Source organism: Photorhabdus hainanensis (genome assembly GCF_018448965.1).
Taxonomy (GTDB): Bacteria; Pseudomonadota; Gammaproteobacteria; order Enterobacterales; family Enterobacteriaceae; genus Photorhabdus; species Photorhabdus akhurstii.
Genome location: NZ_RCWD01000010.1, coordinates 14,236 through 37,305, shown reverse-complemented (window position 1 = coordinate 37,305; position 23,070 = coordinate 14,236). Strand labels below are relative to the sequence as shown.

Genomic DNA, 23,070 nt, shown 5'->3' with positions numbered 1-23,070 from the left:
TTCAATTATTCTAATCGTCCAGCACACTAAATGAATCTAATCCAAATTAAGTGATTTTCACAATTATTAAATCGAATAAAATATAAAATTATCTATAGGCTATAGGGAACTACTTTAAATGAGAGAATTTATTTATAAAATATAATCTAATAGCAACCAACATAAGTCCATAATTAAAGCTATTTTTCTGCCTATTTAAGCTTATTACTTCTTAAAGCCATACCCATAAATAATCAATAAAATAGCAAGAAATATTAAATAGAAACACAATCTGCGAAAATTCTTATTAATGGCCGATAGTTACATTGATAAGCAGAAACATTAGCGTCAATCCATTGCTTAACATTTATAGATTCAAAAGAGATTTTATAGCCACAGTTTATAACAATATATTCAAATAACAGCCGCTGGGTTCGACCATTTCCCTCTCTAAAAGGATGAATCACATTTAATTCCGCATAATATTCAGCAAGCTTTTTAATAAGCTCTTTATAGTTTAATCCCACAAGATAATTTTCATTCTCTAACATATTAAATATCCTATTCCCTTCTATCTCAATACATTTAGCATGACAGAAACGGGTATCCCCTTTAGATATATCAATTATCCTTAGCTGACCAGCCCAGTCATATAAATCAGAAAATATCTGTTTATGGAGTTGACGCCAAAAGACCAAATCGTAAGGTGGTTCCTGGAATGAAATATTCAATATAGCAAGTTCAGTGAGTTCCCTTTCTGCCTGTTCAAGCACAACAGAATCACGAATACCTAATTTATTAATAAGTGTGTCGATACCCGGATATGTGTAGGGATCTTGCCCTGCTCCATATTTATCTACCATAATTACCTCAATTGTAAACTATACTTTCTAATGAGTTTATCTTTAAGATTTTTTTGCTCTTTCGACGTTTCAGGCAAACTATTCATAACAATATTCATTCCTTCAAGACGCATACTGTCTCTATAGTTTTTTAATTTTACATTGTCAAAATAATGTTTTTTTTCATCATAAGTTGTCATTATTGTTTTTCTACTCTTTTGGTTTCGAATACCTTTCTCTTGCTGACGGGAGTATTTAAACTTAGCTAAATCCAAATCGCTCAATTTACAGTTAATCGCCTGACCACTTTCAAATATTCCCCAAGAAATAACTTCAAAATAACTGATCTTCCCTTCCCTAATACGGTTAATTTTTACTTCTAAGTCTTGTTGCAATATTTGCAAGACCTGTTGTACCTTACGTTCAGATATCCCTGTCGCTTCAACAATTGAACGCGTATTAGGATGATCTAACTTAGTCAAGGCCGCCATAACAGCTAATTCATATTTCATTTGAATTTCCAAGATACAATCTATGCGATGATAGTATAAAACATCAAGGTAACGAAAACCAGAAAAGAGAATCGCGCTATTATTGACTAACCCGGTAAAGCACGTGTTCATGAAGTGGGTGCCCATCCGGTAATAGAGGATGTAAAAAAGTATTTTCATCTTTCACCATACCAAGCCGCTCCATAACTTTTTGAGATCGCAAATTAGAAATTGCCGTAAATGCAACTATTTCCTCAAGTTTTAATTGAGTGAAAGCAAAATCCAAAGCTTTACGTGCGGCTTCGCTAGCATAACCTTTACCCCAAAATGGTTTGTCAAGACGCCATCCAATTTCAATACAAGGTGAAAATGGTAATTCCGCCACAGGAATATTCAAACCTACAAAACCAATAAAATTCCCGGTTTCTTTCAGCTCCACAGCCCATAATCCCCAACCTCCCTGTTGCTCAAATTTCTGGATAATCGAATCCACCATCGTATTACTCTGTTCCGCCGTCAAAGCGGCAGGAAAATATTCCATGACTTCTGCATTACTATTCAAATGGCAAAATGGTAATCTGTCTTCTTCTTTCCATGCTCGCATGATTAATCTATCTGTTTCCAACACCACAGGCATATTCTTTTCTTCCCAATATTAATTAACAAACAGGATACCTACCATGCGACAAACCACATACTTTAATCAGAGTAATTAAAACAGTTAAATAGGTAGATTGTTATAGTAAACAAAACTAAAAGGAAAGGCCCGTGCCGGCAGGATCTGAATCAGATATCACACGGGCCTGTCTTATCAGGCACTTGTTTTTACCGTGGCCTTATCTTTAGATTTATCATTATTGGTATCTTTTATCATCGGTACAACACGTTCAGACGCAGTTTTGTTTTCAACCTGTTCCGATTGTCCAAAAAACAAGCCTCCACGCTTGATAGACATACTGCTGCAACGACTGATCCCACGCAGCTCACCATGTTCAAGAATATCCAACGTCGCTGCACAACAAGTCCCTTCAACATTACCATCAATAATGATTTCCGGCGCGCTAAGTTCACCTTCAACCCGTCCAGCGTGCATAATACGGATCGCACCCTCTTTCACTCGGATATTGCCAATCACTTTGCCCCAGATCTGTATATCACCTTCTACATCAATATCACCCTTAAATACCGAGCTTTTAGCAACAATAGTACAACGACGAGCTTCCGCACTGGCGTTCTTTTTATCATCAACAAATTGAGACATGGGTTCAACAGCCGCTGCCTCTGATTTTTTTCCAAACATAGTTTTTAATCTCGACCTCATGTGAATAAAGCAAAATATTAGCGCCAAAAAAGAGAGAATCGCTGTCACTGCACAGCCCAAAAGATTACCAGCCAGATAGAATCCCAGAGCAATGCTCCACATGATCCATATACAGCTCAAAAAAATGTTGTCCGAAAAACGATGTTTTGCCATGTTTGTTCACGTTTTTGTTATTTTTCATGCTTTTTTCGTTAGAAAATACAAAACCAAAATCACTATTTTAACAGAACAGATAACAATCAATACTAAAGGAAAGCAGGTATTTACAACGTTATTAAACGGTTAAAGCCTATATTTTCATTCTTCGATAACAATTAACAAGGAAAAATTAACATTAAAATAGAAACCTTATTCCTATAATTGTTAACATAAATCAACAATAAAGTCACCTTATTAATGTTTAATTTTATTTACAAATTATGTATTATAAGAATCTTTCTCCATTAATATCTACTGACTATTTATCTAACAAGCATTTTACTTATTTATACAAACAAATTGATTTATTAATAACATCAATATTATTGCATGAAAAAAACAACTAATATCCGATAAATTAATCATTCTTATGAATAAATGATTCCATTACAAGTTTATAAGATGAATTATAGATTGGCGCAATAATCCTAAATTCTTCATCTAAATTAAATCACTATAAAAAATGGTTAATATAAAAAAGAGATAAGATTGATATGAAAATAATTCAATATTGGGAGATATAATGAATGAGGAATTATATAGTAGGAATAACCTAAACGCCAAAATTTTATTGAAAATAATTAGGATTCACTTGTCTCGTAATAAATAGTTATTAAAAAGTAAAATTTATCATTAATCTGAATATATAAAGTTTCTTCCGCTGATACAATTTCGGAGATTTATCAGTCTTGTTAGTCACCCAAGGTAAAGCCAGCAATATTTTCAATGTTGCCCGGGATAATAACTGATGAACTACTGGCTGTAATCTGCAATTTACCAAACGGTTCTCAAGATTATTGTGAGTTGAAGCCCTCGCCTTTTTCAATATCACGTTGGAAACTCCCCCCGGGTTGATAGTCTTACCAAGAAGATCCTGATCAGTAAAATAAGGCACAGCAATAATAGTGCCATTAAAGGTCACTGTGATATAACTTCGATCGGCTTTATTTATAATAGACACAATACCCAATATTAATATGGTCGCTATTATAATTTTATTCAGTTTCATTTCCAATTATTACGATTATCTAATAATGATTAATGTCAGCATAAAACAAAAACATATTTTAAATAAATAACTTCATTGTCAATCCTATCCTATTTTAATCCTGTGAAAATTAGAAAAAATTTGATGCAAGGAATAAATCATAAAAAACATTTATACATTAACAATGACCCTATCGACCTTTCAAGTATTACAGAATAATTCAATTAATAAAAACAAAAAATACAAATTCAAATAATTTCACAACAAAACACTTAGATAACATTTCAATACGATCATTTGCGATCTATAGTGTCGCAAATTATATCTATATAAGTATAAAATACTTTATGTGGTTTGTTTTTCAAATTAAAAGATCTAAAATTTCAATTTTTCGATATAATCGATCTGCATCGTACAAAAACCAACCTTGACAAAACAGGAGATACCCGGCAATTCTTTATGTCTGAATAGAACATTCAGATTGCCCTCATGTGTTGAAATTAACCGTTGGATTATCCGAATTGCTCAAGATATCCAACTGGGTTCAATAAAGCCTGGAGTTAATAATGGAAAACCGGAAAGATTCGACTCAACCTTCCCAGACGGATCAAGTACTCAATGTCATATCCGAATTATGCACTATTCGGAAAATGCAAGCGGCTCCCCCACCAGAATCATGGCCTAGCACACGTGATGTAGCAGAACAATGCGATTTCACCATCTACAAGGCGCGTTATCTGTTATTGAAACTGGCTAACAAAGGATTAGTTATGGTCACTCCGTCTCCCATTAAGAATTCTCTCCGATGGTATATACCGGAAGACAAAATTAAGTCTATCTAATATCAAGCAAATCTGAAGAAATGGATGTCTGTTCTGTACAGTAGGGCCTGTTTATATAGTCGAAAACTTGATAAGACAACATACGGCCCTATGGTGTTATTCATTCAAATCACTGTATTCTTCCCATTACAAAAGTCTCAACAACGCATTCAAGCGCAGAGATATCATAATCAATTATTATCATTTTATTTCAGAGGAAGTCAGAATGGAAAAATTGCATCGTTGGGAAAAGGATGGATATGTTGTCTCTACAGATAAGAATAAATTAGATATTACGATCATACAGCGGTTTCTGACGAAATCGATTTGGGCAGAAGGAATCGACAAGGAGACGGTTAAGTTGTCGATCGAAAATAGCTTGAACTTTGGTCTGTATAAAAATACTCAGCAAATAGGATTTGCTCGTATCGTGACTGACTTCACAACCTTTGGTTATCTTATTGATGTTTTTGTTTTGGATGATTATCGCGGATTGGGATTAGGACGTTGGCTAATGACATGTTGCCTGGAACATCCCCAAATAGCACAACTTCGTCATATTATGCTGGTCACTTCTATGGCGCCGTGGCTATATGAAAAAATGGGTTATTCCCCGGTAAACGAAGAAAACTTTGTTTGGCAACTTGTTCGACCAGATATTTATAAGCAATCTAAGAGATAAAGCAACCATATCAATTAGTCATGAAAAATGCCCGACAAGGTAGTCGGGCATTACTACGACAATAGCCACACTATTGCGATAAACAGGAAGCTACTGTTTTATCAACTTGTATCTTTTAACCAGAAATTAGAAGCTGGCATTAACACCTAAGCTGAAAGCATAAGTGTGATTCTGAACGTCACCATCATTGCGGGATATTGACGCAAAAGCGCCCCAATCTTTTGTAATAGCAGCATTCATACCGATAACATATTCACGCCAGTTGGTGTCCTGCTTTTGGCTTTTACTAACGAAAGATGTCTGAGTTGAGTTAATGGCACTACTAATCTGATAGCGCTTATCGCCAAATTGGTGGTTAAATCGAGCCTCAGCATAGGGGTTAAAACGACCCAAATTGGTGTCCAGACGCCAGCCTAATGTTCCGACCTGAGAATCGTAACGTTGATCACCGAAATTCATAGCCGTGCTGCTATTACCCGATTCACGATAACCTTTAACATAACTCTTATCCCAAGCGTACTGGATAATCGGGCTGGTCATAACCGTAGATGTCAGCGGAATATCCCAACCCGCTGTAATGCGCCCTCCCCACTGATGACCGGTAGTCGAAGCATGCTCCTTGCTCAACCACCCATTGAGCACGATACCGCGCGTAATATCCTCATATTTCATGTCCAAATAGTGAAGATCGCCGCTAATCCAACCTTTATCGTAGTAACGCCATAAACCATAAGTGGTGAATACATAACCACGACCATCAGCGCGGAAATGATTAACTGAGCGCTTATCCTGATAACGCGAGATCATTCCCCCTAACAGAATATTATCCGTGAGTTGATAGTCACTACCCAGTGTCAATGTGCTGTTGTGATTACCGCTATAACCACCGAATACGCCTATTTTATCCTGCTCGTTACCCACGCTGCGTAGCTGTTGCAAACGGTTGTCAAGAGAGGCAAGCGCTCCTTTCACCGGCACATTGTTGGTATTCGTCAGTGACATAACCTGATGTGGAGCATTAAGGATTGAAATAGTGTACTGACCAACCATACGTTGCGCGGTTGGAGTCGGATGAAAATTATCAGCAAATAAAAAGATTTGACTGGCATTAAAACCGGTATCATTGGCATGACAGGATTTAGCTTCAATACCCTGAGCACAGGCATAACCTACAGTATTGGAAAAACCGTAGCGTAAAGGATTGTCAATGACTTCATGCAAAAGTGCATTAACATCAACCCGAACAATATTGCCGCCATCCTGACTCAGTGCGATATCTTCTAATTTATTGTAGCTGTCAACCAATGCTGAAGCGTTGCTACTTAATTGCTTATAACTATCCTCAGCTTTTTTGGCATCGTCCTTCGAAACTATTGACGCCATCTTTTTAAAAATACCGTCGATAATTTGAAGGCGAGTATCTCTATCAATTGTGGTATATCCGTTAACTATCGCATGAATTTCATTCATCTGTTCAGAAGTGGCTCCTTTAGAGATAACAAGCTCCAAAATCTTCGGCGTCATACCAACATCAGGAACCGTAGGCACGATCACTAATCCAGCCCCCTTATCGAGAAGCATATGTACTTGGGATGCAGCGGCTTTCGCACTATCCTCAATCATTTTTTGTGCGTTACCTGGATCTCTCAATGCCGCCTCAATATCATTACCACCAACCCAATGAACATACATGCCATTAGGATCAGCACGATTACCATGACTTGCCAAATAACGGCCTACCTGCTCCTGAGTAGTGTTATCTTTATTTCCAGAATTAGGAATAGCGGTCGCTCCACCTACTGCGTAATTATTCCCTCCACTATTAGAATTGGTCAGTTTAGTCCCTAAATGTTGAGCAACAAGATCGTTATACAACTCACTGGTTGTACCATCGGTCGTATATCGACCTCCATTTCCACTGTCACTCAAGCTATCACCAAAAACATATAGATGGTCATAAGTGTGTGCATTCGAAATTGCACTTATCGAAAGTGCTAACATGCCTGGTGTAAATATAAATGCCCTTTTCATTAATATGATCCTCAAGAAGTTATTTTATATTTATCATTGAACTAGCCGTTCAACTGAAATGATCAATCCAAATAGAAACTACGTTAATGAGATATGACGCAATTCCTTTTTTGATTAGCCAATACCTCATTATAGTTAGTAACAGAGAGAATCCCGCATTATTTTTTTAGATTTTAAAGTGTAGTGCTGCTTGATTGTTCAATTAATCAAATCGGTTAAAATTCAACTATCTATAAGAAGTAATATTAGACCAAATAGATTGAATTCTCTCCTTTGTTTCATGAAATAGATCACAAAACAGACAGAAGAAGATTCTGATAAGAATAATGGCTAAATCTAATTAATATCTGAATCGATCCATCACAATAAACGTGATAGTGTTAATTCATCATCGGTTTAGCAAAGTAAAATATTAAGAAGAATGAATATGAGAATTCAGCAAGCAATAAAGGCCGATTTCAATAAGCTGATCGAAATCTGGGAAGCCTCGGTACGAGCAACACATGACTTTTTATCTGGCGAACAGATTAATGAATTGCGCCCATTAATTCTGCATACTTATTTACCGGCGCTGACTGTTTATAAAGCGATAAATGACAAACACGAAATTGAGGGTTTTATTAGTGTTGATCAGCATCGAGTTGAAATGCTATTCATATCCCCGGATTCCCGAGGTAAAGGCATCGGCAAAGCGTTGCTGAATTTTGCTATTAGCGAATTAGGTATCAATGAACTTGATGTTAATGAACAAAATACTCAAGGAGTGGGGTTCTATCAGCACTTGGGGTTTGAAGTTTTCAACCGCTCAGAAATTGACGGTCAAGGTAATCCATTTCCGTTATTACATATGCGAATTGAACGGCCGAACGCCGAAGCCACCTAACTCACACTTTCCCCACATAACGTTACTATTATCGAGGCAGCGACAATCTCTTCGCTGCCCAAACCTATATTTATTTCAAATTAAACTCTATCGCTAAAGTCAGCTCCCTTGGCAAACCGGCCGGTTTCAGCCCTACCGACCGAGCTTGTTGGATCGCCGTAAGGGCAGCCCGATCCAATTCATCAGCGCCTGAGCTCTGCACTAATTGGTGATTCGTCAAATCGCCGCTATCCAGCAAGCTAAACCTGACCTGAACTATCCCTTGCTGCTTCATCTTCTTAGCCCGACGCGGATAGCGTTTATGTTTTTCAATTTCACGACGCAGGGCAGCCTGATAGCTTTGTAACTCATCAGCTCCCACTCCAGTCATTGGTTGACTGGTCGTCGCCTGACGGGCGCCAGCTTGTGAATCCGCAGCATCTCTCCCTGCTAATTGAGCGCTGCCTTCCGTTTGCTCTGGCTGATTTTGCTCTGCTCCCTGTTTACGCCCACGCTCTGCCAGTTTTGGTTGAGGATCTTCTACCGGTTCCTTCTGTGGCTGAGGCTTGCTCTTCGGTTTAGCATCCGTACGTTTTTCTGGGCGTTCCTGTTTCCGTGGCTTATCCGCTGGCTTATTGAGTACTATTTTTGCCTCATGTGGCGATTCCGCTACCTCTATCTCTGGCGGTAACGGGGGCGGAATAGGTTCCGGTTCTACAGGTTGTTCCTGTCCGGCCGGTGCTGCCGAAGCAACCATTTCTATCGACATACTGATTATTGGCGAATTCACTGATTGATTATTCGTACTGTCATCATGCAGTAAATGCCGCGCCATAAGCCCAACAATACCCACGTGTAACAGTAAGGAAGCAAACAAGCCAATATAAAAACGATTTTTCATCATAACTTCAAGCCATCTTTCCGTTCGTTATCTATGGAGATTGCCAGCGCTCCTAATGACAACTGGCGAATCTCTCTTAAAGAGTCAGAACCGACTGGTGACACTAAGCTTAAACGTCCGCCCAGGCGCTGGCATCATGGAACGTGTTAACGGGTCCAGATAATAGCGATCGGTTAAGTTGGTGCCGGATAATTCGACAACCACATCTGGCGTAACCTGATAATTAATATAAGCATCTATAGTCATCACTGAATTCCAGTGCATCGGATTATTATTTATCCCTTTATAAGCACCGGGTAATTTCTTCATTAACCATTTTTCATCCTTATTCTCCACGCTACTGTGGTATAACACTCGGCTGCCAATTTCTAAATTTTCATCCAATAACCTACCACCAATATTCAGATTAAGAGAATAACGCGGTGGAATAGTTGTCCTTAAATAACCACCGGGAAAACCGCCATCAATACATTCAGGAACACCAAATTGGTTTCTTGGATCTAACATCAGCGATTCGGTTTTATCGCAAACTTTATTCTTAAGATTATAAGATAGGCCAAAATGGGTAAAGAAACTACCGTTATCATAACGTCCTTGTAGTTCTAAACCGGATAATTTCTGTTTATCTAACTGAGTAAATACAAAGTTACTGTCACGATCAAAAACATGCTCAATAATGGTATTGTAATAAGCGAATCTAATATCCGCATTACGCTCCGCACCCAATAACTGACTTAAATCATGCACATAACCCACTTCCACTGTTTTACTACGTTCAGGTTTAAAAGCACGTGTAGGCTTATCAGTCAAACCGGAAGAAAAGCCAACGGTATCCTCAAAAATACTTGGCATACGTACTGCTTCAGCATAACGGGTATAGATACGTGCATGATCAGAGATATAAGCCGTTGCGGAAAATACCGGCGCCCAGGCATGATCTTTACGTTTAGGTTGTTTAGACCAGCGCTCCTGTTCACTTTTCGCTTTATAAACGCCCTTATCACTGTTATTTAGTATTTCTCCAGAGTCATCAATATAACGGCTATTCTGTTGAGCAGTACTGTATTCATATTTATACACTTCTTTATTCGTCACGGGATCAATAACACGTTCGTTCATATCAAGTTTCCCATTAAAATAGGGATTATCTTGTTTATATAACTTACCATCGTCATGATATTTCCAAAGCACATCTACCGGCACCATAGGACGAAGAATTGAATCCCGTTCTTTTAATTCTGTAATCTTCTTTTCTTCATATTCGAAAAATTCATCTAAATCATCGAAACAATCATCAATGCAACTGCTATATTTCTTATACAATATAGCTTCCCGCTCAGTAAGTGTTCTCATATATTGCAACCCCTTACCAACTAATTTTTCATGCTTACTATAACCAATATCACGGGCAGCCAAACGTTCATTTAAAAAATCATCCTTAGACCAATAACTTACCCGTCTAGCGCCGGCACTTAATGCCAACCATGAAGTAGGCCGCCAATCAAAATTAAAAGCAATATTATTCTCTTGGCGGCGTCCTTTTCTTGGTGGCGATCGAAAATTAGAAAAATTCTTCCCTTTATAATCATCATGGGAACCTAAACGTTCCTGTTGTAGGCTAGCTGACAAGGTTAAATCTAAACTTGAGGTCAATTCGAAAGCATTAGAAAGATCAACACCCCAACGGTTATTATGAGCATTGGTAGAAGCAGTATCTACCAGACGACCATCTTTATTTGGATCTCTTTGCTTATTATTCACATCCTTATTCACATCCCATACTTCATCTCGTTCTCGCGGTTCACGTGGATATCCCCCGGCAGTATTGGTATCGCTGATAGTACGGGTAATCCAAAATTTCATATCAAAATCAACCCACTTATTTCCATCAGGTTTCCACTTATAATCCAGATTAAATGCCTGCTGATGTACATTCGCCAACGGCCACTGCGGTACAACATTATCTTTAGCACGAACCCAACCAATCCGCGAAGGCATAATCTCCCCGTAAATCGTTTTAGTATCACGGATACCAAACCCAATCGTCTGTTGATTAGCCAGATACCAGTTATTTTTAAGCAACCAAGATTCCATTTCACTGGAGGTATTAGGCACTTCATTTCCAGGGCGATATATACGTGCCACAAAAGGCAGATAAGGATCATATGACCGGGTACCGCCATCAAGGATCTCTATATCCTCTTTACTAATGGGATCATCATAACGATGAGCACCACCCTTGCCGGCAAAATAGTTTCCTTTACTGCGGTAACTATAAGCTGCCATTAAATCAAAATATTCCTGCCGGGTACCTAGCGCCAGACGTATCGCATTATCTTTCAGGCCCAATAATTTATTATCTTTTGAAGTTTTCGGCGTAATTTCTAACGCAGGATCAACATAATTAAATCCCTGATTAAAACCGGGAATATCCCGATAATCTTGCCCTAATACCAGATGCGGTACTCGTTCCTTAACAGCATTACTGCTGGTTTCCAATTTCAAGTTAATACCAAATCGTTCATCTATTGGTACCACATCATCAATACCCAAAGTTTTGATCATTACCGCCCCACCGATCGAACCTTTTACTCCACGTGTCAGTGATGGGCCTTTTTCTATCTCAATGCTGCTGATCAGGTTAGGATCAATATAGTTACGATTATTCGCACCGTTATAACCACGCCAAGTGGTAATTGCCTGCTCAGTACCATCAATGGTAACAGGAACCCGTCCCTGCCCTTGAATGCCACGAATATTAGGATCTAATGCACCACTGTTTCGCGAATCACCACTAAATACGCCGACTGCGCTTTTTAAAACATCCGCCGGTGAAGCACCCTTATAACGTTCTACCAAATCCTTACCCAAGTAAATATTGGTAATATCTTTATCATAAACCGCATCATAACCTGCCTCATCTTTTTCACTGGTCGCTGAAACGTTAATTTTACCAAGGTCAGCCTTATTTTCAGCAGGCTGTTTAGATGACTGAGCCGGGGTTATTAATGTTTCTGCATCAGAACGATAGGGCATCATACTGTAGGCCAATGCCAGCATGAATGTTATTTTGCTATATTTATTATTTAATTTATACATAATCATTATCTGCCATAGTGTGGATTGAAATAACTTGTTACTTCAACCAGTATCAAAAATACTTTTCAAACTTGACTAACACTTCATTCTTATTATAGGAATAGAGCCAATCAACATTACTACTATTTTTTCTAAATCGATAAGTAATTACTGGGGTTAAACCAAAAATCTCAAATTTAGGCATACTCACAATTGCCGCATAGAATTGTTCATTATCTTTACGACGCGCATTTAAAGGTACACTGTAATCACCAAATTGCCGCTGGCGCAATGCAGTAAATACTACTGCATTAATTCCCGGATACAATTGAGTAGAAATGCCTGCTCGCACGCCTTTTTGCTGATAATCATCCACTTTTTCAACACTGGTTTTATTAACCCAATCACCACCCGCAAAGGTAATGGTTTGATCAGTTAAATAATAAGATAAGGTAGTATAAACAGAAGTCATATTACCGTCATTATGATTATAAAGTTTATGATAACGAAACTGCTTATATTCACCTTCCAAATTTAATGCCAGATTTTTAGATAGAATATGCATCCATTCGGTTTTCACTCCCGTAGTACGATAACGGGAATTATTACCAACATAATTAAACTCAACGACTGGCCCCATTAGGAAATCATCTTTTTGTGCTTTATAGCTATAACCTAAATAAGTAGAAGTAGTATTTTCATTCTCCTCACTGTGATGACGATAGCTTTCTCCATAAGTCATCGAACGTAAAAAAATACCATGATGACCACTTAGTGGATATATCTTACGTAACGTAGCATCATAACTAATACCGTTTGCCTTCTTTGCCATAGGCAACCTACGTTCAGTTATACAACCAACATCTTTATGATATTCAGTACAAGCAGGAGGCTTATCTGGCGACATATTCGTGTTATCGTTAAAGATATATCCCACGGAAAAAGATCCACGCCAAGAATTGCGCAAATTAATCGCCTCCTGATAATTAGTTATATTCTTAATGACTGCCGGTGGTAATTTATTTTCATTATCGCGACTAGCCACTGAAATTTCATTAAATAGTAAACTGGCTTCTCTATTTTTTTGATTCTCATAATAGACCCTGGCTAACTCTAATTTAGCCCGGGTAAAATCAGGTTGTTGCTGCAAGATAGCCTGATAATGCTGTTCTGCTGCTGCCAAGTCACCCTGAGAACGCGCCAGATTTGCCTGAGCAAAATGGACCAATTGGGTATCATGTCCAAGTAGCTTCTGATATATCAACAAAAAACGCTCGACATCCTTCACTTGTTGATGATTAATGGCTAAATAAAGCGCCTGGCCGATATCATTCACATTATTTTCAACACTAAACGTTTGACCATTAAGTACTATCGATAAATGATCTGTCTTTTTATTTACAGTTTCATCTGTAACCAGCGCTTTTTCTTGATCTTGCAAATTTCGCTGTACGTTATGCCACAATCTTCTACCGGTATCTTCATCTGCCAACACTAGAGATGGATTTATAAACAAACAGCTAATGAGTAAAGTAAAACGAACAATTGGGGTATTTAGCATCATTAATATCACTGCTTAATTGTCGAGCCAAAAATAAACAAAAATAAGACAAAGCCAATATGAACTTTGTCTTATCCAGTCACTAAGAACGCATATTATGGGTTCTTAGTTCCGCCAAAGGCGGTGTCTTTACTATGGTCCGAAGTAAACGTAGCAGTTCCTGCTAAACTAGCGGCATTATCACCAAAGAAATGCCCGCTATTTCTACCAACAGCCCCTCCAGCAGTCGCACTACCCACAAATGAACCATCAGCTTTAATAATAGAATTAATACCGACAGTCAATGCGCTATTTGCTATTGAACCAGTAAGCCTTTTCTGACCGAAATCAGCAGTAAATGTTCCATGTAGAGCATTGCTGCCACTATATTGGTTAATTCCTTTAACCGTATAAGTTGCAATACCACCAGTAGGCAAATTAGTGGTCACATCTTTACCGGAATAGTAGGCGGTATGAGTAGTATCATTCACCTTGCCGGTTTGTGACCATTCACCAAAATAGACATCAGCATTAGCCACTTTACTAAAATTAAATACCCCCATCCCGCTGTGGCTGCCCGATCCCGGCATAGAAATTTTGTGAATTCCATTCGCATCCGCTGCGGCATAACGGGTAAGCCCTGAAAAGCTAACAATTTGACCACCAGCAATGGAATGTACCCCAACTCCCGGTTCCCCCCCAGGGCTTCCATGACCAGACCCACCCTGTTTAGTCACACCTATATTAATGCTAGGTTTATTCGCATCAAACTTTTGAGTTTGCCCAAAACCTGGATCAGCCATTGCCTGTGTTACTAACCCACATGTACCTAATACTGCAATTAACACTTTAACTTTGTTCATAGCATATTCCTTATGTTAACTAATTAAATGTTAGAGTATTGCTTATTACATAGTTTTAGTACCGTCCGAAGACTGGCGCGCATACTAACGTACTTTTAATAAAAAATGAAATGATAATCATTATCATAAAACAATTGTATCTATTTGTATAGAATGGCAATTAATATAGATAACTATTTAATTATTAAATAAATATTTACCATAACCTTAATAAAATAATGGATATAATCTTAGATGAATCACCCAATAATGAGTGTAAAAATATCAATACACACAGATAGATGAATAAGAAATTATTTCAATAAAAAATTAATTTAATAGTTATTATTTAAATTGTTACTATATGGCGTCAAATTAGCTATTTCACATTAATTAAGAAATATTTGACAATAAGAAATAAAAATCAAAAATATATATTTCATCTAAATGATTTAAATAGAAAAATTATCTCCCCAGATATAAATATATTTATTCCGAGAATGATCACTAATATATCAATTACTAAATTCACTAAAACAAAAATATTACTAACATGACTTAAATTATAACTAAATATAATTTCCCATTGATGACAAATAAAACAACCACAGTTTTAGAGAGTAAATTTTCATTCACTGTAATTTTTTATAAAATAAATAATTAAATAACAAAATTGATACTCTTTTAGCTCTAAGATTAAAGAGTTGAATTAAGTTATTTAAATAAATTCAGAAAAATCCCCTACCTTTCGACAGGGAATTCATGTAGATATAATAGCTCTTAGGCTAATGCGAAATTAACTGAGAAATCATTCCTCTCTGTCTAACCTTTAATATGGCAAACAGCAAAATAGCATTCACAAAGAGACCCAAAACCAATCCATACCAAAACCCTATAATTCCCATACTCTCGGTTACCCAGTCTGTCAAAGCCAAAACAAACCCTAATGGCAAACCAACTAGCCAATAACCGAATAACGGCGCGTAAAATACCGATCGGGTATCATGAAAGCCCCGTAAAATACCGGATAAAGCCGCCTGACAAGAGTCAAAGAATTGGAACAGGCATAATAGGAAGATTATGTTAAGCGCAATTATTATGACGCCGTTGTCGTTAGTATAGAGTGAAATAAATGAACCGGCGAAATAATAGATTAAAACGCCAATAACTGCGGAAATAGATAAAATTAAAGCAATTGAGATCTTTATAGTCCCTGTTAATGCTGTTCTATCTCTCTTCCCAATATAGGAACCGACTTTTACAGTCACAGCGGCCGCAATCCCCCCAGTTATGGTATAGATGATAGAGGTAATATTAAGCATAATATTATGCGCAGCAATGACTTGAGCACCTAAAGGAGCAGCGGTTATCGCAATTACATCTAAAAAAACCATTTCAACAAAAAGAGCCAATCCACTTGGCATACCAATATAAAAAGTCCTAATCAAAGCATGATATTTCGGCAAACTAAAATCTGGCCTATATCGACGATATTCTTTCTTTAGCAAGAAATAGATAATCAAGAATACAGCAATTAGATTATTAATAATTGCAGTTGTAATACCCGCGCCAATGCCTCCCATTTCTGGCAGACCTAGTTTTCCATAAATAAATATGTAATTTAATGGTATATTCAATAATAAGGAACCCGCAGACAAATACATGGCGATTTTTGTGTCTTCCAATCCTTGTAGAAATGAACGAAAAACATTAAATATCATAACACTAGGAACACCACACGCCAGAGCGATAACATAGCCCTGTGTAATGTCTAAAATATGCTCATCGATACCTATGAACGAAAGTAGCCAACTAACTAACATTAATAAAAGAATTATTGGTATCGAAAGTATCACCGCCAGAAACAAGTAATTTTTAAGACTGTCTTTAATCCCTTCGTCATCATGTTCAGCTTTCTGCTTTGCGACATCTGCCGCCAGCATGATAATCGTCCCATACCCTAATACAAATATAGGAAACCAAATACTACTTCCTAATGTTACTGCTGCTAAATCAGCCGTAGCATAGTGACCAGACATCACAATATCAACAAAACTCATTGCTGTACGTGCTATCTGACTAACAATGATAGGGAAAGAGAAAAATAAAAGTTGTTTTAACTCCCGCCGGTTTGAAAACTTAGCCATAAGAATCCCATTAATTTATTGGTTAGTTCCAATAATTGATCATACTAACAATAAATTACGACCAAAATCATTTAAAAAAGTCTGAAAAAATTAGAATTACGAGTATACCTTCTATTTTCGCTCAGGCAACAGCGAATAAATAAATTAAAGCAATCTAACGAAAACTAACTATTTCACAGAAATTTTTGTGATCTTTATAAAAGATTGAATATTTATTTAAGTATTTTGTTTCAATTTTATATTTTAATAGTTAATGTTACTTGGCTGAAATTATTGAAGTATTTTGTGATAACATCCACATTATTAAAAAATAAAGAGACCAGCATAGCTAAAGTAGATAATTAGTAACTTTTTCAAATTGTTTCTTTAATTAATAAATAATTAGCGGAAATATCATGTCTATACAGATATCTATTCTAACAGTTCATTAATCAAAAAGAGATATAAATCAAGTTCTTTGTGAGCAATTCCTTATGAACAATTCCTTATGAACAATAGTAAGTAAGGCTATGATTTTAACAAAAGCCGCTTACACCTATTTATCAAAGATATATGTCATCTTACCGTAAAAAAAGAGATCGAAAATGAAACCAGAAACTCTTGCTATCCACGGCGGATATTCCCCTGATCCAACAACCAAAGCCGTTGCCGTTCCTATCTATCAAACGACATCCTATGCGTTTGACGATACCCAACACGGCGCCGACCTATTTGATTTAAAGGTTGAAGGCAACATCTATTCCCGCATTATGAACCCAACTAATGATGTATTAGAAAAACGGGTTGCTCTACTTGAAGGAGGCATCGCTGCTTTAGCGGTTGCATCTGGCATGGCGGCTGTCACCTGTGCGATTCAATCCATTGCCAGCGCTGGAGATAACATTATATCTGTTGCTAAGTTATATGGCGGCACTCATAACCTGCTAGCTCACACATTGCCGCGATTCGGGATTGAGACACGGTTTGCTGAACACGATGATATTGCAGCACTGGAGTCACTGATTGATGATCGTACCAAGGCGGTATTTTGTGAATCTATTAGTAACCCGGCCGGTAATATTGTTGATCTGAAAAAATTTGCCGAAGTCGCTCATCGTCATGGCGTCCCTTTAATTGTTGATAATACCGTCGCCACGCCTGTGCTTTGTCGCCCCTTCGAGCATGGCGCTGATATCGTTATTCACTCTTTAACCAAGTATATGGGAGGGCATGGTAACTCTATTGGCGGTATCATTGTGGACTCCGGCAATTTCCCCTGGAAAAAATATAAGCAACGGTTTGCTGTATTGACTACCCCAGATCCCTCCTATCATAACGTCATTTATACCGAGCAATTCGGTAAAGCGGCATTTATCGGGCATTGCCGTGTGGTTCCGCTACGTAATATGGGCGCTGCATTGTCGCCTTTTAATGCTTTCCTTATTTTGCAAGGATTGGAAACACTGGCATTAAGAATGGAACGTCATACTGAAAATGCGCTGAGAGTCGCCCATTATCTGCAAGATCATCCTCAAGTTAGTTGGGTGAAATATGCCGGGTTGCCAAACCATCCAGAACATGAACTGGCTCAACAGTATGTGAATGGGAAGCCATCAGCGCTCCTCTCTTTTGGTATTAAAGGCGGGCAACAATCCGGCGCGCGATTTATTGACGCACTAAAATTGATTGTGCGGCTGGTTAATATTGGCGACGCTAAATCACTCGCCTGTCATCCAGCGTCAACAACCCATAGCCAATTAAATGATGAGGAGTTAATTAAAGCTGGCATATCACAGGATATGATTCGCTTATCTATCGGCATTGAACATATCGACGATATTATTGCTGATCTTGCCCAAGCTCTGGATGCATCGAAATAATTTAAAGTTGTCATATACCCTATGGATTTCAAGATGCATCGCGACGGCAAGGGAGCGAATCCCCGGGAGCATAGAAAACTATGTGACCGGGGTGAGTGAGTGCAGCCAACAAAGAGGCAACTTGAAAGATGACGGGTATATACCCCGTTCTCACGAACGGGGTCTTATTCATCGATCCTCTCTGTTCTTTTCTACCTATCTCAATTATTTTTTCCTAATCCATGTTGTCGACTTTAATTACCTTTCATTTTTATTAATCAATATTAAAACCATATTGAATGACTAAAACGAAAAGCATAGGGGTAATAAATTAAATCGGTAACTCCGTCGCCAATATTCGATAAAGTAATTCATATCTCCGCGACAAAACGGGGAGATCAATAATAGCTCTCGGATAAATAACGGTTATTCACGTCAAATATACAAGGAAAATAGATGAAAATTCAGTTAGCCTATACGTTGTTATTAAGCACATTGTTCAGTGGATATGCTCTAGCGCAAATCCCCAATGAATTCAGCCCTACACCTTCATTTGAAGATAATTTCGATGGCACAACGCTTAATACCCAAAAATGGGATTATCGTGGCCTGGGCGTCAGAAAAAATTGTATTAATACTCAATCAGCGGTTACCGTACGAAATGGTCATTTAACCATAAAAACCTATTCCGATAATTCTTCTGGCAAGCTACAGAATTATTGCGGTATGATTTCAACACAAAAAAGTTTTCTACAATCATATGGCTATTGGGAAGCCGCTGTCAGATTTAATCGCGCGGAAGGTAATCAAGTTGCATTCTGGATCCAGTCACCGACAATGGGCCTCGATTTAACAAATCCAGAAAAATCAGGTGTCGAAATTGATGTATTTGAACATTTAGCCGAAGCGACACAGGATCAATATGATCACGCTATTCACTGGAATGGTTATGGCAGCGCTCATAAGGAGTGGTCAAAAAGATTATCTACCGGCAAACTTACTGACGGTAAGTTCCATAAATTTGCTGTAGCATGGACACCAAAAGGTTACACATTTTATGTTGATGATATTCCTCAAAATCTGTCGGGGTTAGATCAAATCCCTATTTCAATCGCCAACCAATATATTATTTTAAGCTCCGAAGTACCGCGCAGTTATCCAGCTCAAGGTTATGGCCCGATAAATACAACAACCGCAACATTCGATGTAGATTATGTAAAAGTTTATCCGTATATCGGTAATAAGAAATAATCATCGTTCAGGAAAAAGGAAAGCAAATAATTGGCGCCCAATAATTGGACGCCATTTTTCCATTAGAATTTTATATCTACTTTCGCCCACACTGTCCGGCCGGGTTCATTCACTGAGGTATTCGCTGAATAACCAAAAGTGCTATTACCAGCAAGGTTGAGGTGTTCGCTGTATTCTTTATCCAAAATATTGTCGATACCCGCGCTCACTTTTATATTTTTATTAATCTTATAGGCAGCATTTGCAGAAAGTACGCCGAAACCTGAACTATCTTGGAAATCTTTACCGACAACATTACCCTGCCCCTCGGCAATCCGATGCTGGCTGCTAACCAATCGCCACAAACCGGTACTGCTCCAATCACCACGTTCATAGGTCAATCCGAAGCGGGCTTCCAGAGGCGGGATCTGAGGCATCGGCTTGCTATCCGTCCTGTTTTCTCCCCAAGCATAGGCAAGGCTGGCGTCCGTTTTCCAATGATCTGTCAATTGATAACCAAAGCCCATTTCCCCTCCCATAATATTGGCATTAACGTTATCAGCCTGGCTAATACGGGCGTTTGTCGGGCTATATCTAAATAAGATGAAATCATTTACACGCCCTATATAAGCGGATACCCAACCATTAAAACGTTCCCCGGTATATTGAGCGCCAATATCAAGCTGAGTGGTTTTCTCGCTTTTTACCCCATCAAAAGCACTGGCACTCCCCGCCGGACCATATTTAGGCGAAAACAGTTCCCAATAGTCAGGGAAACGCTCGGTGTAACCAATACCGGCATAAAACATCATTGGCATATCAGCCAAAGTATGCTCTAACCGCATAAAACCACTCGGTAAAGTATCATTACGCTCTTTTTCACTATTACCAGCAAATTTCTTTACTCGGCTGCGATCAAGACGGGCGCCGGTTATTAATTCGCTCTGTTCTGTGGCATACCAAGTTAGCTCGCTAAACAGGCCATAGTTATAAAATTGAGCATCCTTTTGCCAGCCATTACCTGCTTTATTACGGTGGGTATTGGTTTGCGTATCTGCGCCGCTTTCTAATTTAACGTCTTGCCATAGCCAAGTGCCCATGACTCGCCCCCCGACAACGCGACGATCCAGTTGCATCGACATACCGTGGTTCATATTCATGTGCATACCACATCCATGCTTACAACCCGAAGAAGAGATCCTCATCGACATGGGGCTATTCGGGGAACGCAGCGTGATATTGTCCATGATATGGTTGGTATAGTTGTAATAAACTTGGGCTTCAACCTTATCAAGCACTTCACTAAGGTGGGATTTCTCAAAACGTAAACCGAGACTTTCACGTTTGAATTGCGAGCCATCCATGCCACGTCCAGCATAACGGGCCTCGCCATCACCTTTTCCAACGGTCAACTCAAGCAATGTATCTTTATCCGGCGTCCATCCTAACGCAAGATCACTATTCCATTTATCCCAACGTGAAGGAACGCGATACCCATCGCCATCTTTGTAGTCATTTGAACGGGATTTATTTGCCATTAAACGTAAATATCCCAATTCACTGCCGATACTCGCATCAACATTACCATCCCAACGGTCATTTGAACCCGTCAGTCCACTGGCATTGATTTTTGCTCCCGACTCATCAAATCGCGGATGTTCACGTTCAAACCTTACGGTCCCAGCGGAAGCGCCGGGTCCCCACAATACAGTTTGGGGTCCTTTAATGACTGTCAGCAAATCATAACTTTCTGGCGAAATATAAGATGAAGGGGCATCCATTCTGCCAGGACACGCTCCTAGCATTTCTGCGCCATCAGTCAGAAGTTTAATCCTTGAACCAAACATTCCGCGAAATACCGGGTCACCATTGGTGCCACCGTTACGGATTTGAGAAAATCCCGGTATGGTTTTCAAATAATCAGAGCCGTCACTGGCCGGAACCGGCTGACGAGGCGTTTTCGGCGAGGTGACAATTGACAAAGGAGAATGCAGAGGTGCTGTTACCGTAATTACATCACCATCATTGGTTTTTAAACCGTGCACATGGTCGCGTGAATCAGGTGAAGTTTCAGCCGTATAGCCATTAAAAGCAGCTAACAGAAAAAGCGGCATTGCCGAATTAATACAACGGGACAGCGTATTTTTTTTATGAGAAATATTTTTTTCGAATATCATCATCTTGCCTTAAATGTAAATCCACCTTCCAAAGTGATATTTCTATCAAAAGCGGAATACGTTATAGAATCCAACCAAAGTGTTTTTGGTATGAACAAACTTTTCCTGACTCAACAATGAGCAGGACAAGACATTTCATTATGTTTAAATTAATGAGATGAGATCTGTTCAGGCGGAGCACGAGGCAACGAATCAGAAAAGATGAAATGCGGCAGGAAGGAAGCTACAGTTTGAATCGGTGGTGGCCTTGCGATCAGCGAAGTTGACCAAAATAGCGGTGTATTCGCCAAATCCAGCATAGGTACATGGATCAGAAAAACGCAGTATCCACAGGCAATATCCTCCAACATCGACATACCGCCATGCATACCCATCTGCATGCCATCATGATGGTTAGTAACATATGATACGGAAGAAACGTCAGAATGAGACATATTGCGAGGCATATCATCGTCAGATGACATCACCACATGGCAATCGACCACTCTCGATGAATGAGCCTCACCAATGCGCGCATGTTCCAGTGACCGGGAGATCACTGGCGCAATGAACAACATCAGTATCGCGAATATACCGAGCCAAGCTGGCAAGCGGCTTCGCGATGTATAAAATTGGATCAGTGACAAACTAAGCCTATTCTGTAGAGAACACATTCAGGGACGAGATTGTACGTATTTCACGACCAAATGTTAAAACACTTTATGCAGGAATGTCGCTTTAGCGGCAAAATTTATTATTTTTCTAAAGCCAGAGGAGTTGCTTTCGTGAACACTGAGCAAAATCACAGAGATTAACGTCACTAAAAAAAGTATTTCCCCACGTGCAAATAAGGCAGACTAGACTCAGCATGTCTATATAATGCCGTTTCCACATCAACTCTTATCCACATAACCCATAGATCTTCATATTTCAACCGCATTTTTTATCCTCCACAAAAACACTCATTAGAAGAACCTTAAGTTATGCAATTTTTTACGGTTGTGAACACGCAGACTACGTTTTCTATAGCTGAAATACAACACACGATAAAACAGAATAAGAGAGTCAGTCCTCAGTCAGAATTTTTCGATTGATTAATTAGGAATAGTCTTAAAAATAAACT

Annotated in this window: 17 protein-coding genes; 5 read left to right on the top strand and 12 right to left on the bottom strand. The window is 38.6% G+C overall.

The genetic code is table 11. The features are described from left to right. Positions 1-254: 254 nt before the first annotated feature. From EAE92_RS08125 to EAE92_RS08110, 4 genes are all read right to left on the bottom strand, one after another. A complete protein-coding gene (locus EAE92_RS08125) occupies positions 255-842 on the bottom strand; it encodes a putative adenosine monophosphate-protein transferase Fic (RefSeq protein WP_214067718.1) in 588 nt (195 codons plus the stop codon). 2 nt (positions 843-844) lie between these two features. Further along, entirely contained in the window at positions 845-1,333 is a 489-nt protein-coding gene (locus EAE92_RS08120) for a YhfG family protein (protein ID WP_214067717.1), read from the bottom strand. Positions 1,334-1,412: 79 nt separating this feature from the next. Next, the gene (locus tag EAE92_RS08115; RefSeq protein ID WP_214067716.1) at positions 1,413-1,949 is read right to left on the bottom strand and encodes a GNAT family N-acetyltransferase; all 537 of its coding nucleotides are present in this window, start codon (positions 1,947-1,949) and stop codon (positions 1,413-1,415) included. Positions 1,950-2,123: 174 nt separating this feature from the next. Continuing rightward, positions 2,124-2,612: a bactofilin family protein gene (locus tag EAE92_RS08110; RefSeq protein WP_229001700.1), complete on the bottom strand. Its 489-nt coding sequence runs from the start codon at positions 2,610-2,612 to the stop codon at positions 2,124-2,126. A 1,773-nt stretch (positions 2,613-4,385) separates the two neighbouring features. On the opposite strand from EAE92_RS08110, the gene EAE92_RS08105 reads away from it, so the two are divergent. Continuing rightward, complete coding sequence (locus EAE92_RS08105) at positions 4,386-4,661, top strand: FaeA/PapI family transcriptional regulator (protein ID WP_065389050.1); 276 nt, start codon at positions 4,386-4,388, stop codon at positions 4,659-4,661. 205 nt (positions 4,662-4,866) lie between these two features. Beyond that, positions 4,867-5,322 (top strand): GNAT family N-acetyltransferase, encoded by a 456-nt coding sequence (locus EAE92_RS08100; protein ID WP_036810591.1) that lies wholly within the window; start codon positions 4,867-4,869, stop codon positions 5,320-5,322. 126 nt (positions 5,323-5,448) lie between these two features. Here the strand turns inward: EAE92_RS08100 and EAE92_RS08095 are convergent, their stop codons facing one another. Then, positions 5,449-7,353, bottom strand: a complete 1,905-nt coding sequence (locus tag EAE92_RS08095) for an autotransporter outer membrane beta-barrel domain-containing protein (protein WP_214067715.1) — start codon at positions 7,351-7,353, stop codon at positions 5,449-5,451. A 427-nt stretch (positions 7,354-7,780) separates the two neighbouring features. Here EAE92_RS08095 and EAE92_RS08090 point away from each other — a divergent pair, with 427 nt between their 5' ends. Then, a complete protein-coding gene (locus EAE92_RS08090; RefSeq protein WP_105396826.1) occupies positions 7,781-8,236 on the top strand; it encodes an acetyltransferase in 456 nt (151 codons plus the stop codon). Between the two features lie 70 nt (positions 8,237-8,306). On the opposite strand, the gene EAE92_RS08085 is transcribed toward EAE92_RS08090, so the two are convergent. The 5 genes from EAE92_RS08085 to EAE92_RS08065 form a co-directional block, all read right to left on the bottom strand. After that, complete coding sequence (locus tag EAE92_RS08085; RefSeq protein WP_214067714.1) at positions 8,307-9,119, bottom strand: energy transducer TonB; 813 nt, start codon at positions 9,117-9,119, stop codon at positions 8,307-8,309. Between the two features lie 81 nt (positions 9,120-9,200). Beyond that, on the bottom strand, positions 9,201-12,215 hold the full coding sequence (locus EAE92_RS08080) for a TonB-dependent receptor domain-containing protein (RefSeq protein WP_214067713.1): 3,015 nt from the start codon (positions 12,213-12,215) through the stop codon (positions 9,201-9,203). Positions 12,216-12,267: 52 nt separating this feature from the next. Beyond that, positions 12,268-13,758, bottom strand: a complete 1,491-nt coding sequence (locus tag EAE92_RS08075) for a surface lipoprotein assembly modifier (RefSeq protein ID WP_246545088.1) — start codon at positions 13,756-13,758, stop codon at positions 12,268-12,270. Between the two features lie 92 nt (positions 13,759-13,850). Further along, positions 13,851-14,597 carry a Slam-dependent surface lipoprotein gene (locus EAE92_RS08070; protein WP_110091393.1) on the bottom strand — a complete coding sequence of 249 codons (747 nt, stop codon included), beginning with the start codon at positions 14,595-14,597 and terminating at the stop codon, positions 13,851-13,853. Between the two features lie 764 nt (positions 14,598-15,361). After that, positions 15,362-16,723, bottom strand: a complete 1,362-nt coding sequence (locus EAE92_RS08065; RefSeq protein ID WP_214067712.1) for an MATE family efflux transporter — start codon at positions 16,721-16,723, stop codon at positions 15,362-15,364. 584 nt (positions 16,724-17,307) lie between these two features. Between EAE92_RS08065 and EAE92_RS08060 the strand changes: the two genes are divergently transcribed. Both EAE92_RS08060 and EAE92_RS08055 read left to right on the top strand, forming a co-directional pair. After that, complete coding sequence (locus EAE92_RS08060; RefSeq protein WP_214067711.1) at positions 17,308-18,582, top strand: bifunctional O-acetylhomoserine aminocarboxypropyltransferase/cysteine synthase; 1,275 nt, start codon at positions 17,308-17,310, stop codon at positions 18,580-18,582. Between the two features lie 435 nt (positions 18,583-19,017). Next, a complete protein-coding gene (locus tag EAE92_RS08055; RefSeq protein WP_214067710.1) occupies positions 19,018-19,812 on the top strand; it encodes a glycoside hydrolase family 16 protein in 795 nt (264 codons plus the stop codon). 62 nt (positions 19,813-19,874) lie between these two features. Here EAE92_RS08055 and EAE92_RS08050 read toward each other — a convergent pair whose 3' ends face one another. Further along, entirely contained in the window at positions 19,875-21,968 is a 2,094-nt protein-coding gene (locus EAE92_RS08050; RefSeq protein ID WP_246545095.1) for a TonB-dependent copper receptor, read from the bottom strand. Between the two features lie 149 nt (positions 21,969-22,117). After that, the gene (locus EAE92_RS08045; RefSeq protein ID WP_281422762.1) at positions 22,118-22,621 is read right to left on the bottom strand and encodes a DUF2946 domain-containing protein; all 504 of its coding nucleotides are present in this window, start codon (positions 22,619-22,621) and stop codon (positions 22,118-22,120) included. Positions 22,622-23,070: the final 449 nt, after the last annotated feature.

What these genes read in the sequence shown, in the direction of transcription:
- EAE92_RS08115 (WP_214067716.1), bottom strand. Translation starts at nt 1,949, where the DNA reads ATGCCTGTGGTGTTGGAAACAGATAGATTAATCATGCGAGCATGGAAA.
- EAE92_RS08125 (WP_214067718.1), bottom strand. Translation starts at nt 842, where the DNA reads ATGGTAGATAAATATGGAGCAGGGCAAGATCCCTACACATATCCGGGT.
- EAE92_RS08065 (WP_214067712.1), bottom strand. Translation starts at nt 16,723, where the DNA reads ATGGCTAAGTTTTCAAACCGGCGGGAGTTAAAACAACTTTTATTTTTC.
- EAE92_RS08085 (WP_214067714.1), bottom strand. Translation starts at nt 9,119, where the DNA reads ATGATGAAAAATCGTTTTTATATTGGCTTGTTTGCTTCCTTACTGTTA.
- EAE92_RS08095 (WP_214067715.1), bottom strand. Translation starts at nt 7,353, where the DNA reads ATGAAAAGGGCATTTATATTTACACCAGGCATGTTAGCACTTTCGATA.
- EAE92_RS08100 (WP_036810591.1), top strand. Translation starts at nt 4,867, where the DNA reads ATGGAAAAATTGCATCGTTGGGAAAAGGATGGATATGTTGTCTCTACA.
- EAE92_RS08120 (WP_214067717.1), bottom strand. Translation starts at nt 1,333, where the DNA reads ATGAAATATGAATTAGCTGTTATGGCGGCCTTGACTAAGTTAGATCAT.
- EAE92_RS08070 (WP_110091393.1), bottom strand. Translation starts at nt 14,597, where the DNA reads ATGAACAAAGTTAAAGTGTTAATTGCAGTATTAGGTACATGTGGGTTA.
- EAE92_RS08090 (WP_105396826.1), top strand. Translation starts at nt 7,781, where the DNA reads ATGAGAATTCAGCAAGCAATAAAGGCCGATTTCAATAAGCTGATCGAA.
- EAE92_RS08055 (WP_214067710.1), top strand. Translation starts at nt 19,018, where the DNA reads ATGAAAATTCAGTTAGCCTATACGTTGTTATTAAGCACATTGTTCAGT.
- EAE92_RS08050 (WP_246545095.1), bottom strand. Translation starts at nt 21,968, where the DNA reads ATGATATTCGAAAAAAATATTTCTCATAAAAAAAATACGCTGTCCCGT.
- EAE92_RS08080 (WP_214067713.1), bottom strand. Translation starts at nt 12,215, where the DNA reads ATGTATAAATTAAATAATAAATATAGCAAAATAACATTCATGCTGGCA.
- EAE92_RS08110 (WP_229001700.1), bottom strand. Translation starts at nt 2,612, where the DNA reads ATGTTTGGAAAAAAATCAGAGGCAGCGGCTGTTGAACCCATGTCTCAA.
- EAE92_RS08060 (WP_214067711.1), top strand. Translation starts at nt 17,308, where the DNA reads ATGAAACCAGAAACTCTTGCTATCCACGGCGGATATTCCCCTGATCCA.
- EAE92_RS08045 (WP_281422762.1), bottom strand. Translation starts at nt 22,621, where the DNA reads ATGTGTTCTCTACAGAATAGGCTTAGTTTGTCACTGATCCAATTTTAT.
- EAE92_RS08075 (WP_246545088.1), bottom strand. Translation starts at nt 13,758, where the DNA reads ATGATGCTAAATACCCCAATTGTTCGTTTTACTTTACTCATTAGCTGT.
- EAE92_RS08105 (WP_065389050.1), top strand. Translation starts at nt 4,386, where the DNA reads ATGGAAAACCGGAAAGATTCGACTCAACCTTCCCAGACGGATCAAGTA.